16 protein-coding genes are annotated in these 15,742 nt (G+C 45.1%); all 16 read right to left on the minus strand.

From position 1 onward, the window contains the following. Positions 1-39: 39 nt before the first annotated feature. The 16 genes from cooS to VN447_RS09590 all read right to left on the minus strand — a co-directional run bounded on the left by cooS (position 40) and on the right by VN447_RS09590 (position 15,480). A complete protein-coding gene (gene cooS, locus VN447_RS09515; RefSeq protein ID WP_325525009.1) occupies positions 40-1,977 on the minus strand; it encodes an anaerobic carbon-monoxide dehydrogenase catalytic subunit in 1,938 nt (645 codons plus the stop codon). Positions 1,978-2,169: 192 nt separating this feature from the next. After that, positions 2,170-3,843, minus strand: a complete 1,674-nt coding sequence (locus VN447_RS09520) for a formate--tetrahydrofolate ligase (RefSeq protein WP_325525011.1) — start codon at positions 3,841-3,843, stop codon at positions 2,170-2,172. Between the two features lie 45 nt (positions 3,844-3,888). Next, positions 3,889-4,653, minus strand: a complete 765-nt coding sequence (locus tag VN447_RS09525; protein WP_325525013.1) for a P-loop NTPase — start codon at positions 4,651-4,653, stop codon at positions 3,889-3,891. Between the two features lie 103 nt (positions 4,654-4,756). Then, the gene (locus VN447_RS09530) at positions 4,757-5,404 is read right to left on the minus strand and encodes a DUF3786 domain-containing protein (protein ID WP_325525015.1); all 648 of its coding nucleotides are present in this window, start codon (positions 5,402-5,404) and stop codon (positions 4,757-4,759) included. 48 nt (positions 5,405-5,452) lie between these two features. Beyond that, on the minus strand, positions 5,453-6,316 hold the full coding sequence (locus VN447_RS09535; RefSeq protein ID WP_325525017.1) for a bifunctional 5,10-methylenetetrahydrofolate dehydrogenase/5,10-methenyltetrahydrofolate cyclohydrolase: 864 nt from the start codon (positions 6,314-6,316) through the stop codon (positions 5,453-5,455). 15 nt (positions 6,317-6,331) lie between these two features. Beyond that, on the minus strand, positions 6,332-6,964 hold the full coding sequence (locus tag VN447_RS09540) for a cyclodeaminase/cyclohydrolase family protein (protein WP_325525018.1): 633 nt from the start codon (positions 6,962-6,964) through the stop codon (positions 6,332-6,334). A gap of 286 nt (positions 6,965-7,250) precedes the next feature. Next, on the minus strand, positions 7,251-8,108 hold the full coding sequence (locus tag VN447_RS09545) for a UbiA-like polyprenyltransferase (protein ID WP_325525020.1): 858 nt from the start codon (positions 8,106-8,108) through the stop codon (positions 7,251-7,253). Then, positions 8,101-9,561 (minus strand): menaquinone biosynthesis decarboxylase, encoded by a 1,461-nt coding sequence (locus VN447_RS09550; RefSeq protein ID WP_325525021.1) that lies wholly within the window; start codon positions 9,559-9,561, stop codon positions 8,101-8,103. The genes VN447_RS09545 and VN447_RS09550 overlap by 8 nt, the downstream gene beginning before the upstream one ends. Before the next feature lie 32 nt (positions 9,562-9,593). Beyond that, positions 9,594-10,430, minus strand: a complete 837-nt coding sequence (gene tatC / locus VN447_RS09555) for a twin-arginine translocase subunit TatC (protein ID WP_325525022.1) — start codon at positions 10,428-10,430, stop codon at positions 9,594-9,596. A 9-nt stretch (positions 10,431-10,439) separates the two neighbouring features. Continuing rightward, positions 10,440-10,649, minus strand: a complete 210-nt coding sequence (locus VN447_RS09560) for a twin-arginine translocase TatA/TatE family subunit (RefSeq protein WP_325525024.1) — start codon at positions 10,647-10,649, stop codon at positions 10,440-10,442. A gap of 120 nt (positions 10,650-10,769) precedes the next feature. Then, the gene (locus tag VN447_RS09565) at positions 10,770-11,555 is read right to left on the minus strand and encodes a FadR/GntR family transcriptional regulator (RefSeq protein ID WP_325525026.1); all 786 of its coding nucleotides are present in this window, start codon (positions 11,553-11,555) and stop codon (positions 10,770-10,772) included. A gap of 19 nt (positions 11,556-11,574) precedes the next feature. Next, positions 11,575-12,549: a polyprenyl synthetase family protein gene (locus tag VN447_RS09570; RefSeq protein WP_325525028.1), complete on the minus strand. Its 975-nt coding sequence runs from the start codon at positions 12,547-12,549 to the stop codon at positions 11,575-11,577. 79 nt (positions 12,550-12,628) lie between these two features. Continuing rightward, a complete protein-coding gene (locus VN447_RS09575; protein WP_325525029.1) occupies positions 12,629-12,877 on the minus strand; it encodes a 4Fe-4S binding protein in 249 nt (82 codons plus the stop codon). 12 nt (positions 12,878-12,889) lie between these two features. After that, positions 12,890-13,606: a 2-oxoacid:acceptor oxidoreductase family protein gene (locus VN447_RS09580; protein WP_325525030.1), complete on the minus strand. Its 717-nt coding sequence runs from the start codon at positions 13,604-13,606 to the stop codon at positions 12,890-12,892. A 4-nt stretch (positions 13,607-13,610) separates the two neighbouring features. Next, positions 13,611-14,381, minus strand: coding sequence for a thiamine pyrophosphate-dependent enzyme (locus VN447_RS09585; RefSeq protein ID WP_325525031.1), 771 nt, complete (start codon positions 14,379-14,381; stop codon positions 13,611-13,613). Between the two features lie 22 nt (positions 14,382-14,403). Beyond that, positions 14,404-15,480, minus strand: coding sequence for a ferredoxin oxidoreductase (locus VN447_RS09590; protein ID WP_325525033.1), 1,077 nt, complete (start codon positions 15,478-15,480; stop codon positions 14,404-14,406). Positions 15,481-15,742: the final 262 nt, after the last annotated feature.

Genomic DNA, 15,742 nt, shown 5'->3' on the forward strand with positions numbered 1-15,742 from the left:
CTCAATATCAAAAGGTGGCTATATCCATAGAAATTACTATTAGTTAGCTTCTTCTTTTGCTTTGATAGCTTTTTTACGCATAGCGTTCTTCCAGTTCCGCTCTTCAAGGATGTCTACCAGTCTTGCAGATGCTTTAACCGGATCAGTTTCCCAGAAGAAGAAGCCGCCAAATACGTCTTCAGCAATCTTAGTAACAACATCATTGACAAGTTGGCTGCCAACTGTCGGAGCAACAACACCAACATGTACAGGGTTGCCAAGAGCAACATTCCAGGAACCGATAGCAACAGCTTTTTCTGACATAGCTTCAGGAGCTGATGCAACATAAGGAACATCACGGTTGTCAAGACCCATTTCTTTAGCCATCATGTTGGCCAGGTCTTGGGCGCGGCTGTTATCAACGCAAGAACCCATATGAAATACCAGTGGCAGTTCTGCGGTTAGGCCAGCAGCTGCATTAAGGCGGGCAAAGAGTTTCTTAAGTCCTTCGCCTGCATATTTTTGAACACCTTCGCCATTCAAGAGGCCTTCTTTAGCAAATGCTTGAGCGGCGCAACCAGTAGCAACAATGAATACGTCGTTCTTAGCTAACTCTGTGGCTATGGTGAAATGGTTTTCATCATGGGTGCCTTTAAGGTTGTTACAACCAGCGAACAACGCAACACCCTTAATTTCGCCAGCTTCGATGGCATCGGTTAGAACTTTTATAGGAGCATCGGCATTAATTTTCTTAAAGATGTTGAGAATTGATTCCAGAGTGAAACCGGCAACAACAGTGTTTCTAACGTCTGGAATGCATACTTTCGCAGCATCACGAGTTTTGTAAGCATCGATAGCCAAACGGATAATCTCTTTCGCGCTATCAAGGGCGCGGTGCTCATCAAAAGCCAAATGGTAGGAACCAGGAATCTTCATGATGGGCATAGTAGTAATAATCTTGGTGTGATAGCACTCAGCAAGGCTGCGCAAGCTAGGCATAATACACTGAACGTCGACAACCATTGCATCCATAGCTCCAGTAAGGATAGCCAATTCTTGAGTTGCAAAGTTAGTTGCTATAGCAACACCTTCACGAGTCAAGACTTCGTTACCAGTACAGCAGATACCAACAAGGTTGATGCCTGCGGCGCCAGCAGCTTTTGCCTCTTCTTGCATCTCTTTTGCGGCTTTAACAACCATTTGCGACAGCAGTGGGTTATGGCCGTGAAGAGCGATATTAATTTTCTCAGCTTTAATAGCACCAAGGTTTGCTTCGGTTACTACAGGTACACCGGTACCAAACAGAATGTCGGACAAATCGGTAGCTAGAGCCATACCGTCATAATCGCACAGTGCAGCCTTCAGACCGCCGAAAATAATGTTAATAGGGTCGGCATCGTTACCAGCATGGGTTTGATGCAGTAATTGGGCAAGGCTCAGATTGATACCGCTAGGCATAATGTTGGTTTTACGGAGAACTTCCAGAGTGCTTTCGTTGGAATTACATGTGAGCCAAGTAATTTCATCTTCGTTAACGCGGCCAAACTCGTTCAGAGCAGCAGTTGCAACATCTTTAGCTACTGCCATCACGTCGCGGCCTTCAGTTTCAACACCGATTTTTTTAGCAACAGCCATAAGTTTCACGGCGTCAGTTATTTGGTAATCTTTCAGTTTGCCTTCGGCAACATGAAGAACTGTTTCAGCGATGTGGCGGCCGTGGTCGGAGTGAGCAGCTGAACCACCGGCGATATAACGAACGGTATTACGGGCAACGATCGTGTAGTCCATAGCGCCGCAAATACCTTTGTTACCACCCGGTTTCTTGGGCAGAATACGGCAAGGACCTTGCAGACAGATACGGCAGCAAATACCAGTGTTACCGAAGGTACAACGAGGCTCTTGAGCTTTGGCGCGATCAAATGTTGTTAAAAAGCCAATTTCTTTAGCTTTATCCAGCATCTGGGTGGCTGCCACGTCGATTGTTCTTTTGTCGGACATTCTTCTTTTCCTCCCTATGTTCATCATAGTTGTTTTTCAAGTGAGTCCACTTACCAAGGAGCTTAGCTACTCAGGGTCATGATAATATGAGGATTTTTTCACAAACTCTATTTACGGGTATTCGCCCTTAGGCGGGCGAATACCTGCAAGCTTTATGAAAAATTTTCCGTATATTAGTAATTTTTTGTAGAATTAGAACAAACCAACAATTTTGCCGGAGTTATCTATATCCATTCTTTCTGCGGCAGGAGCCTTCGGCAGACCAGGCATGGTCATAATTTCACCAGTGATAGCCACCAGGAAGCCAGCACCAGCTGCAACCCGCAGTTCGCGAACGGTGATTCTAAAGCCAGACGGGCGACCAAGCTTAGACATGTCATCGCTCAGGGAGTACTGAGTTTTAGCCATGCAAATCGGAGTTTTGTCATAGCCGAGGGCAGTCAGCTCTTGAATGGTCTTTTCAACAGCAGGAGTATAGTTTACGCCGTCAGCGCCATAGATTTCTGTAGCGATAGCAGCGATTTTGTCTTTAATCGGAGCTTTTTCATCATAGATGAATTTAAAATTGCTGGGTTTTTCGCAAGCTGCCAGAACTTTATCTGCAAGCACTAGGCCACCCTCGCCGCCCTTAGCCCAAACTTCAGACAATGCAACTTCTGCGCCCATAGCATTGCATTTTTCTTCAACGAATTTGAGTTCGTTATCAGTGTCAGTGGGGAAGGCGTTGATAGCAACAACAGCTGGCAGACCGTACTTTTGCATGTTTTCAATGTGTTTAGTAAGATTAGCAAGCCCTTTTTCAAGTGCAGCCATGTTTTCGCCAACAAGCTCGGTCTTAGGCACTCCACCATGCATCTTGAGAGCGCGAACTGTAGCAACGATAACTACTGCTGCAGGCTTGAAGCCAGCAAAACGACACTTGATATCAAGGAATTTTTCTGCGCCAAGGTCGGCACCGAAACCGGCTTCAGTTACAACAACATCAGCAAGCTTCATGGCATATTTGGTAGCAGATACACTGTTACAGCCGTGAGCGATATTAGCAAACGGGCCACCATGTACGAATGCTGGTGTATTTTCGAGAGTTTGAACCAGATTCGGTTTAATGGCGTCTTTGAACAGCAGAGTAAGAGCGCCAGTTACTTTAAGGTCGTTTGGAGTTACAGGTTTGCCGTCAAGGGTATAGGCTACGATAATGCGGCCAATGCGTTCTTTCATGTCGTCAAGGTCTTTAGCCAAGCACAGAATGGCCATCATTTCAGAAGCAACTGTAATATCAAAGCCGTTTTCACGTGGCACGCCGTTGGCTTTGCCGCCAAGGCCGCAAACGATGAAACGGAGGGCACGCTCGTTGAGGTCCAGCACCCGGCGCCAAGTTACACGGCGGGGATCGATACCAAGAGCATTGCCATGGTGCAGGTGATTGTCAATAATTGCTGCCAGGAGGTTATGGGCAGTGGTAATCGCATGGAAATCGCCCGTAAAGTGAAGGTTGATGTCTTCCATTGGAACTACTTGGGCATAACCGCCGCCTGCAGCGCCGCCTTTAACGCCAAAGCAAGGTCCGAGGGATGGTTCGCGCAAAGCAATAACTACTTTCTTACCTTTTTTCCGCAGAGCATCACCAAGACCAACTGTAGTAGTGGTTTTGCCTTCGCCGGCAGGAGTAGGGTTGATGGCGGTTACCAGGATTAACTTAGCATCCGGACGGCCTTTAATACGTTCCCAGGTTTTCAGGGAAACTTTGGCTTTGTAACTACCATAGAGTTCAAGCTCTTCTGCAGGGATCTCGAGTTCGTTCGCAACATCAACGATTTTGGACATCTTCGCTTCTTGAGCGATTTCTACGTCACTTTTAAAAGACATTCAGACTTACCTCCTAATATTCTTTGAGCTTTTGCTCTTTAAAACCTAGGGTTTGGAGTTTGCGGCTATCCGCGCATAAATTTCCTCCATTGTTACTTTGAAGGCTCCGGTAAGTATGTCCGCTCCGTTTCCGAGAGCAACATCCAGCAGTTCGTCATCAAAACGAATGACGCCTAACAGTTCATGAGCAGCAAACTGTTCCTGGATGAATGCTTCTTCTTTAGGAGAGCGTATTTTATTAGCAATTACTTTTGCAACTTCAATGCCCAAATCTTTAGCCAGTTGCATTACCACTCTTGCAGTTTGAACACTGGTCTTACTAGGTTCAGTCACTACAATCATAAGGTCTACACCCTTTGATGTACCACGGGTTAAGTGTTCGATTCCTGCTCCCATATCAAGAATAACTACGTCATCTTTATCAAGGATTAAAGAATCTACTACTGAAAATAGAAACGCGTTTTCACGGCAATAACATGCCGAACCACCTGGTTTCACTGCACCCATTCTTAAAAATCTGATGTTACCCACGCTAATGGAATACTCATCTAAAATGTCATCGACATCAGGATTAAGGCTATAGAATAGGCCACCACCGGCGCTTTTCTTCTTAATCACTTCTTCCATGTCAATTAGCGGAATTACTTTAGCCAAGATATCATCAGAAATTCCCAGAGCAAGACCTAAACTTGCATCCGGATCAGCATCCACTGCATATACGCGGCGGCCTTCACGGGCAAATAATTTGGCTAAACTAGCAGAGACAGACGTTTTCCCGACGCCGCCTTTGCCGGAGACTGCGATTTTCACAATTTCACCTCCTTTACCAGAATACAATTTGGATTAAATTAACTACAATATTTTATATTCCCTAAATTATCTGGAAAATCAAGTCAGGAGTTTTGTTCTAAGCCTAGCTAAGTGTCCGGGCCGTCTTACTGAGCAAACTGGCGCCCGCAGCGGCAGCTACCACTAAATCTTCGGTAGGTAAGTAATACTGTGCCGTAGCATCAAATAACGCTGTAGCATTGGCAGGAAACTCTTCGTCCCCTTCCCAGATAACGTAAGTCACGGGAATCTGAGGCAAAACATCCACCGTAACAGCAGCATCGCCAAATTTCGCAATCCGACCGCCCAGTTTTTCTCCAGCTTTGACTAAGAGATTAGATTTTTTCCCAAATACTGCTTTAAAACCGCCGAGAACCCGGCCATTAAAAGGCTGTAGGTAAATCATGCCTCCCGGTATCTCTTTAAAAGATATCAATTGTCCGGTTAGAGGCTGTCCGCCTGCGGTAAGCAAATAGTGCAGCAGAACCACTTTTACGGCCATAGGAACTTGATCCTGACGACCGGCGAAACTTACTTCCCCTCCCGGATAACTTACAGTGTAAACTTCGTTTATGTATTTGAGTGTAAAAAGATTCTTGGCACTATCAAATCCAGCGCCACTGTTTGCGGCCATTTCTTCCGGATTTTTAGCAGATAGGCCTGCACAAGCTTTTTCATAAGCCAGCTGATAGCCGTTCTGCAGATGCTGCGGAATAATGTTATCAGTTTGCATCAGACGTGCCTCCTAGTGCAATAAGTGAGAATTAAAGAGTACTATAGATTATGCTAATCCATTTTGCATTTCACAGGCCTGAATGGTCTGCTTGCAAAGAACTACAGTAGTTACAGAGCCAACACCACCAGGAACCGGAGTAATTTTTTCGACAATTGACTCGACTTCGGCGTAATCTACATCACCGCAGTATTTACCAGGATTGTCGGGATCTTCGTTGATTCCCACGTCGATGACCACTTGACCTGGTTTAACAAAATTGGCCTTAACCATCTTGGCCCGTCCAACCGCTGCGATAAGAACGTCAGCATCAGCACAAACCGCTGGCAAATTATCAGTCCGTGAATGACAGATGGTCACAGTAGCGTGTTCTCTAAGCAGTAACATCGCAACAGGCTTGCCAACTACCTGGGAACGGCCCAATACAACTGCTTTCTTGCCTTTTAAAGGGATATTATAGAATTTGAGGATGTCCATACAGGCAGTTGGAGTACAGGGTGGGAAGCCAGTGGGATCATCAGTATACACTTTCGCAGCACTACCAATGGTCATGCAATCCACGTCTTTTTCCACAGGGATCAGGTTCCGGATTTTCTTCTCGTCCAATTGCTTGGGCAAAGGAGCAAACATCAGGATGCCATTGATCTCTTTATTAGCACCAACATCAGTCACCGCTTGTTCAAAAGTAGCCTGATCTATATCGGCAGGATACTCGAAAACTTGGTAAGACATTCCGATGGATTCACAGGTTTTCTTGGCACCGCCTTCATAAAAAAGGTCATCAGGACGGGCTCCAACCCGGATAATTCCTAATTTCGGGGTAATCCCTTTGGCTTTAATTGCTTCTACCTTTTGGGAAAGCTCCTCCTTCATGGCATCGGCAACCGCTTTACCGGCTAATCTTTCGGCCATTGTCCAAAATCCCTCCTATTTCTTAATTTTGTTCAGAACCAATTCCAGTGTAGCGTCGGCAATCTTGGAACCATCAGCCAGTAACTGTTCCATTTCCGCCCGGTTTTTACTGACATACTCCTGATCCTTAATGGTATTAAGATTAATCACAACATTGAGCATCCCACTGATCAGCGCAGATTTTAGGAATACTACCCCGCAACCGACATCCGAAATCGCCAAATTGGTGCCAATCTGACCCATGCGCTCATGAATTTTGATGCCTTCGTAGCATTTACGCATAATTTGCATAGGGCCTTCACAGGCATCCTTGGAGCATTTTTCCATAACTTCTTCTTTATAAGCGATCTGTTCCGGAGTGTCTTTGGGCAAGCCATAGGCCTTGGAAAGAGGTTCAAAAACCGCGGCATCTTCATCCACCAAATCTTTCAATTCGGTGATTACCTTATCCCCTTTAGCAATTAGCTCTTTGACTTCATCCTCAACTTCAGCATATTTCTTTTTGCCTACGGTCAGGTTTCCTACCATGTTGGAAAGAGCCATTCCGATGGCACCGCCAAGGGCTGCCGCGCCGCCGCCGCCTGGTACCGGAGCCTTGGAGGCCAGCACTTCCAGAAAATCCGAGCAGGACTTATCCAGCATACTCATTATCTTTTATCCTCCCATCTGCTTCATAATTTGCTATACAAATCACTATGTAAAATAACACGCCACTCATAGCTAGGTAAATAGTTTGTTATTTCACATACATTCCAATGGGAAAAATTCGCTTTTTATTCTGAAATTCCTGCTAGTTTTTCATTATTCAAAAAAAATATTATTGTCATATTTTGTCGAAAATTCCGCATAAAAAATAATTACTAGCCTTCCTGTATTAAACACAGAAAGACTAGTAATTATTGGGATAAATTATTTAATTATAGCCTCAAAAATATTAATAATTACGAGAAAGCAAGGCAACAACGGTAAAGATGAACAGTACAATTCCCACTAATCCGTTACGCATAAAATATTGCTGCGTTACCCGGCTTAAATCTGTTGGACTCACAATCGAATGCTGATAGATAAGAACAGCTGCAGCCATCACTACTCCCACATAATAAACACTATGCAAATTCAAAAAATTGCCTACTAGGATAAATCCTGCAATGCTTACTACATGCATGAGCTTAGATAATCTAAGAGCTCCCTCTAAGCCAAAACGGACAGGCATAGAGTTCAAGCCATGGGCCTTATCAAACGCCACATCCTGACAACCATAAATGACATCAAAGGCTGCAATCCATACTCCAACTGCCAATCCCAAGATTAGAACAGCAGGCGGCACATCCCCCCTGACGGCAATCCAAGCCCCGACAGGCGCTGCCGATAGCGCTAATCCTAAAACCAGGTGGCATGCCCAGGAAAACCGTTTCATATAAGGATAAACTACTAGTGGAATGAGAGCCACTGGCCAGAGCTTCAAACACAGCGGATGGAGCTGAGCAGCAGCCAGTAAAAATAGCAATAAACTTCCCGCAATGAGGAGAACGGCTTCCCAGGGCTTAACTACCCCGGTGACCATAGGTCTTTGGGTAAAACGTGGGTGCAGCCGGTCGTACTTTAAGTCTATGAAATTATTTAGTGCCAGAGCGGCGCTACGTGCTCCAACCATGGCTAACGTAATCCATAAGAGGTCATGACCACTGGGAACGCCGCCAGCAGCTAAGAATGCCCCCATATAGGCAAATGGCAAAGCAAACACTGAGTGGGACAAAGCAATATTGTCAAGATGGGCTTTTAACTTACTCAAGCCCTAAGTCCTTCCATTTGGCGTCAACCATTTGTTTTACATCGTCTGACATAGCGATTTCATCTGGCCACTCGCGGGTTTGCCCTTCTTCCCGCCATGTTTTGGTCGCATCAATGCCTACCTTGGTTCCCCAATTGGGCATAGGTGAAGAATGATCGAGAACATCAAGCGGCCCATCCACCATAACTATATCGCGCCGGGCATCAATATTATTGAATACCCGCCACCAAACCTCGTTCATATCCTGAACGTTAACATGAGCATCCACAACAATGATCATCTTGGTAAACATCATTTGTCCCATACCCCACATAGCATGCATTACTTTTTTGGCATGCTGAGGGTAACTTTTTTTAATTGACACCACTGCACAATTATGAAAAACGCCTTCGAGCGGCAGGTTGATGTCAACAATCTCCGGTAAATGGGTCTGCAATACAGGCAGAAAAATGCGTTCAGTGGCTTTAGCCATAAAGCAGTCTTCCATTGGCGGTTTACCGACAATTGTCGCTGGATAAATGGGATTTTTACGATGCGTGATACAGGTTATATGGAAAACAGGATAGTTATCAGCTAATGAATAATAGCCGGTATGGTCACCGAATGGTCCTTCCATCCTAATTTCATCCATATTCACATAGCCCTCAAGCACAATCTCTGAACCGGCCGGCACTTCAACATCAACGGTTTCACATTTAACCATTTCAACCGATTTCTTTCGCAAGAAACCTGCAAAAACCATTTCATCAATATCGCGGGGCAACGGCGCAGTAGCAGAATAAGTTATCGCGGGATCGCCACCAATGGCAACGGCAACTTCGATCTTATCTTTACCTAGCTCCCGGTGGGCCCGGTAGTTTTCGGCCCCGTTTTTGTGTATATGCCAGTGCATACCGGTAGTCTGATTATCAAATACCTGCAGTCGATACATACCGACATTGCGCTTACCATTAAGCGGATTTTTAGTAAATACCAGCGGCAGTGTAATAAAGCGCCCGGCATCTCCTGGCCAGCATTTTAAGATAGGAAACTTATCAAGCGAAGGCTTGTCCTTAATAATTACTTCTTTACAAGGGGCATTTTTAACGTATTTGGGAAAGTTAATAGCTCGCTTAGCAGATGGAATAAGCTTAACCAAATCCAGCTTATTCTGCAGCGAGATATATGGTAATTTCAGAATTTGCCGTATTTCCTGGGCAATATCATCAATGCTATCAACACCCAGCGCCAAGGCCATACGATCCATGCTGCCGAAAGCGTTCATAAGTACAGGTACATCATACCCTTTAACATTCTCAAATAGCAGGGCAACATTCTTAGCTCCTTGCATTTTCGAAACACGGTCGGTTATCTCAGTAATTTCAAGTTCACAGTCGACAGGTTGGCTGATACGTTTAAGCCACCCGCGCGACTCTAGCGCCGCGATAAATTCCCGCAGGTCGTTGTAGGCCAAAGTTTAAATGCTCCTTTCAAGAAATAGGGACTCTATTTCCGGAGTATGTATTTTACAATTAAGAGACTTATCTCGTATAACAAAATCATAGGTACAGCCACCATGGTCTGAGAAAAAACATCAGGCGTTGGCGAAATAACGGCCCCAATTACAAAAGACATAACAAACACCATTTTTCGCTTTGCTGCCAAGAAGGCCGAACCGATAATGCCCACTCTGGCCATGACTAAAATAAATAACGGTAATTCAAAGATAAATCCGAAGGGTAATAAAAAGGAGATGACAAAGGATAAGTACTGGCTAATCGAAAACATTGGTTGAAGGTTTTCGGTCGCAAATCCCATAAAGAATTTGATTCCTGCTGGTAAAACCAGATAATAGGAAAACACTAACCCAATAAAAAACAAGACAATCGAGGCAGGCACCAGAAAGATTCCTGCCGTGCGTTCGTTGTTGGTCATAGCCGGCATAATAAATGCCCACAACTGATACATAACTACGGGAAGTGCTAACAAAAATCCAGCAAAAAACGAAACTTTTAGATAGGTGAAAAAAGCTTCAGCCGGATTCATATAATAAAGTTTTCCTGCCGGCGCTGTAATCAATCCAGTAATTTCAGCAGCATAAAAGTAGCAGATAAGACTACCAACAGCAATGGCAGCAATCATCACAATTATTCTGCGGCGAAGCTCCTCAAGATGTCCTATTAGAGACATCCCACTCTGAGGTTGCTCCTCCTGAGCTTCTTCCTGTTCTTCCTTTTCTTTCTGATCTTCTCTGATGACTTTATCGCTGTATATTATGCCAGTAGTCTCTTTTGTTTCCTGCTCTGTTAACTTACTATTTTCATCTTGCGTGTTCTCTGGCATCAAACACCCTCACTTTTTCTCGTCAGAGTGCTTGCTGTCGGGTGTGGCCTCAACTTTTGCCGGTTCTTCTTTAGTATTTACAATATCGGTGCTGGCCCGACGAAATTCTTGAATTCCTTTGCCAATCGCTTTTCCGACTTCAGGCAGTTTCCCTGGACCGAAAACTACGAGTGCGATGACCAATATTAACACTAATTCCGGCATGCTGAAACTAAACATCAATACCATCCCCCTTTGCATATTTACACAGATATATTATACCTGTCAGTCCACAAAAACACAATGCAGCAAAATGAATAGCAAAATACGGCTGCCCCTGTTATGTCCTGTTATGACATATTACGAAGGAAAGCCGTAATCTTCGTTAGGAATCTGCAATATTTCTTTGGTTCCTTTCTTTTTATTAAATGTATGGATTTTACCTGTTTTAATTTTAATGAGTACATCTTCGACCAAATTAAGGTGTTCCTGCATCTTCCGCTTAGCCAAACGTGGATTACGGGCAGCAATCGCTTCATATATTTCATAATGTGATTGATGCAATAGTGTTGGCATGTTATCAATTAAGAATAGTTTTTGGCGTGATGTACGGAAAGTATTTGTCAGCAAGTCTGAAATGGCATTCATTAGTCTGATTAAGATCGGGTTGTTGGCAGCTTTTGCAATCGAAAAATGGAAAGACGCATCACCGATTTCCCCGATACCGCCGGAATTTACCTCTTCCAGCATGCTGATAAGGGCATGTTTTATATTTTCGAGGTCTTCGGGAGTCGACCGCGTTGCGGCCAGTGCAGCTGCCTCAATCTCAAGAATTTTGCGCACTTCCAACAACTGCACAATATCATCAATTTCAATCTGTAAAAAAAATGATAAAGGCTCGATCATCCCCTCATAAGAAACCTGTCTGACAAAACTGCCTTCGCCCGGACGTATGGTGATAATTCCCATAATCTCAAGAGCACTAAAAGCTTCACGTACTGATGCACGGCTAACATTCAGTGTCTCAGCAAGTTCCCGCTCAGAAAGCAGCTTATCGCCAGGGTGTAACTTGCCGTCAACAATCAATTTTTTTATTTGTCCAATAATCTCTTCATAAACTTTTTTAGTCTTAACCGGTTTAAACATGGCGCCTCCGAAGGTAATGCTAGAATTTACGCAGTCCTACGAAATCGGCTACCGCCAGTAATGATTCTCTCACAGGGCTGTTAAGCGTTGCTGGCAAACTATTACGGGCATGTTGCAAGTATTTATGAACCTGAGCATAACTATATTCTACCGCGTCAGTTGCATGGACTATTTCCAGCCCACGTTTAACATCATTATCAGACATAGCCTGCTTTATAACAATGCTTCTAAGTTCATCACGATAAGGGCTGTTTTTTAGAGCGTAGATGACCGGCAAAGTAACTATTCCTTGTCGTAAATCGTTACCTACTGGTTTACCTAATTGTTCGGCAGAGGCTGTGAAATCTAAAATATCGTCAGTGATTTGAAATGCCATACCAATCGCATAACCATATTCCCGGACCTGGGCAACATCGCTTTGCACCATCTGCCCTGATAAAGCTCCGAGCTCACAGCTGGCTGCAATAAACTCAGCCGTTTTCTGCGCCACTCTCAGACGATAATCAGCTTCATCCTGGTTTGGATTAAAAGACTCTTTTAGCTGCACTATTTCGCCTTCGCACATAGTACAAATCACATCAGTCAAAATTTTCAGCATGTTTTTCGCTGCACCTAGGGTTACTGCCGAAAACGCTTTGGCGAACAAGTAATCACCAGTCAATACTGAACTATGGTTGCCCCAGCGGGCGTTGGCTGTTGGCCGGCCGCGCCGGGTTGCCGCATCGTCGATAACATCATCATGTACCAGTGTAGCCATATGGATAAGCTCAATGGCAACTGCCATCGGTAAGAGTTCCGCCTGATTAGGGGTAGCGCCCCGGGCGCATAACAGATACAAAGCGGGCCGTAAGCGCTTACCGCCCGCCTGTACCAGGTGTACGCTAATATCGTTAACTAAATCTACCGGCGATTGTATTATAGAATACAGTTCTTTTTCGACAGCTACTAAGTCATCTTGAACTATGCCAAAAATATTGTTTGGAAATTTGCTCACTCGATAATCACCTACAAGACAAAATCTGTTTCTATAATACACCATTTCCCCGGTAATAGTCTACAATATTGGTAGGCTTTTACTTATTTTTTTCCACGCGGATCGCACAGTCCGGACATATCATCTGACAAATGCCGCAAACGATACATTTTTGCATGTCGGCTTCAACACGTGGTGTACCGTATACACCTAGATCTTCCGACCAGGTAATACATTTTACCGGACATTTTTCTATGCACAAGCCGCAGCCTTTGCACAGGTTAGGGAAAACAGCCCAGAGGCCTTTTTCGCTGTCATATTTTGCAGATTCCCAGTTAACTTTAGCCATTTTTTCCCCTCCTTACATTGCGCTCTTAATGAGTTGATAACCGCGTTCGAGAGCCTTGAAGTTCATATCGCGGAGTTCGGGGTTTTGTTTGAATTTTTCGCCTAATTTAGTTTCCAGTGCCTTTTTGATACTGTCCAGGGGCAGCACTTCAGTTGCTGCAATGACTGCACCCAAAATGATGATATTAAATACACGCGGATGCAGTTCGTTTTTGGCAATGTCATTAGCGGGGATAGCCACAATTTTTTTAACTTCAGGAATATTAGCAGGGTCTACTCCTGGTCCTGTTTTAGTAAACGAGCAGGTCTTAGGTTCTCCTGCAATCAAATCCTGCGGCAGATCAGCGTTAGGGTGTTCTGCTGTTGGACAAGGCGGGGTTACATCAAAATACTGTAGGCCGATAATGTTGTCGTTTACTTCGCCTTCTTGGATAAGCGAGTTATCATAGATATACACAGTATCTTTACCGGCATACATTTTAGTCCGATCAACAGCGCGTGGACTTACAGGGATAAGAATGTCGGCTTTCTGGAATTTTGGAGCGCCAATGGCACCATCGCTAACCTGGACATAAGCAATCGACACACCGCCGCGCTGCTCTACACCGAAGTTCGGGATATATAATGCGTTTTTACCTTCTTCGTTAGCGGCCTCGGCCAAAATTTCAGCAATTGACTGAACGCCTTGACCGCCTTCGCCAGCTATAGCTATTTTAACGACTTTTGCCATATGTTTAGCCCTCCTTCGCTTGCGGCGTGCGGAGTTCGCCGACTTTAAAGTATTGAGCCATATCTTTTTCTACAAATTCCCAGGTTTGCTTTGCATTGGTACGCCAATTTGTTGGACAGGAGGATAAGCACTCGACAAAGGAAATGCCATTGCCATCGATTTGATTTTGCAAAGCTTTCTTAATGAATCCTTTGAGCTGGCGCGGATTTGCAATAGTACCGCGGGCAACATACGCACCTTCAGGAGCGACGGCTGCAACCATTTCCGGCCCCTTGGTCGGATAACCGGTTTGCTCAACATCGCGACCATAAGGAGTTGTCTCAGTTTTCATGCCTGGCAGTGTGGTTGGTGCCATTTGTCCGCCGGTCATGCCATAGTTACAGTTGTTGCAAAGGAAAATGGTAATCTTTTCGCCGCGAACAGCAGCGTTGAAAAGATGCTGCGAACCGATAGCATAACCGCCGCCGTCGCCCATGTAGGCAACACCAATTATATCGGTATTGGCGCGCTTCATGCCGGTAATTACCGGGGTTGTACGACCATGGTGGGTTTGAACAGTGTCAACGTTGAAAAAGTCCCAGGCTAACAGCGAACAGCCAATATCGCAGCCAAAAACCATTTTATCCTTGATACCCAGCTCGTCGATAGCCTCACCAAGACACTTCAGGATGATGCCATGGCCGCAGCCTGGGCAAAATTTATGCGGTTTGGTTTCTTCATTCCAGCTAGAAGGTATTGCGGGCTGAAGAACATTGTTTTCTTTAAGTTCTTGCATGTGTTTGTCCTCCCTCCTGTTTTTACAGTTTATTGTACTCTTCAACAATTTCTTCGGTCGTAATGCCAACGCCGGGGCGCAACATCGGAACAATCTCAATGGTGCTACCGTAGATTTCAGCTTGAATAAGCTTCAGAAGTTGACCATAGGCTGACTCAGCCACCAATAACTTCTTAGCGCCTTTCATTGCATCAAGAAGCTGCTTGCCAGGGAAGGGGCGCACAGTAATAGGACGGAAGTAGCCTACTTTCTTGCCTTCGGCCCGCAATTGGTTATAGGCTGTTAGTGCAGCGCGGGATACAATACCGTGAGTAACGAAGATAACTTCAGCATCTTCGCAGCCCTTAGCATCCCACTCAACAACTTCTTCTGCCATCTTCTCCCAGTCACGTTGATGGGTCATTACTACTTCATATAATTCGTCTTCTGTATTGTAAGTGTTGCGTATATGTTTAATTTCGCGGTCTGGCTTCTCAGTATCACCAAGAATAGCTTCAGGTTTAACCAGTTTCATGCCTTTTTCTTCAGGATCATAGATAGTCAGTGGCTCGCGCATCTTAGCTTGATAGCCATCACCTAATACAAACGCCGGGAAACGGTAAGTCCAGGCAGCATTAAAAGATTTAATGGTATAGTCAAACAGTTCCTGGTGGGTTGCGGTAGAGTATACAATACGATGGCCTTCACCGTTGCCGCCGAAAGTGGTTAAGGTCGTTTCTTGTTGAGCATAAATAACAGTAGCTGTTGAGGGGCCGCCACGCTGCTGGATAATGTACACGATCGGCAGTCTCATCATTTCCGCCATACCCGCTGATTCCTGCATTAGAACGTTGCCAGGTCCTGCAGTCGCAGTAAATGCCTTTCTGCCCGAAATTACGCCGCCAAGAGTGGTAAAGCCGGCAGAGATCTCATCTTCAGTCTGCAGGAAGCGTTTGCCGTACTTAGGAGCAAGCCTTGTCCAATAGTGCATAATCTCGTTTTGCGGTGTGATTGGATAACCATACATAATATCGGCTTTAGCTGCCACTGCAGCCCAGGCACACACCTCGTTGCCTGTCATAAATACTCTTTGTTCACCTTTCAGTGAAACTTCGGCCATAAGAGCACCTCCTGAAAATATGTAGCCTTGCTTACGATCAGCCGTGCAGCTGAGTGTGACTCAGGCCATAGCCTGACTAGTGTCCACGCGGCGACCGCCCCCTGGACACTAGTCAAGCTACAGATAAAGTAGACTTAGCTTCAGGTGGGGTTTTAACCCCATCTGAAGGTTAGTCGCCCTTATCCAGGGACTTAGCCGCTCGCCTGTGCCCTTTGGGTATAACTCCCACTTGTAGAAGATGGGAGTCTTAGAGCGGGTTAGT

Source organism: Sporomusa sp., from assembly GCF_035561155.1.
Classification (GTDB): Bacteria; Bacillota; Negativicutes; order Sporomusales; family Sporomusaceae; genus Sporomusa.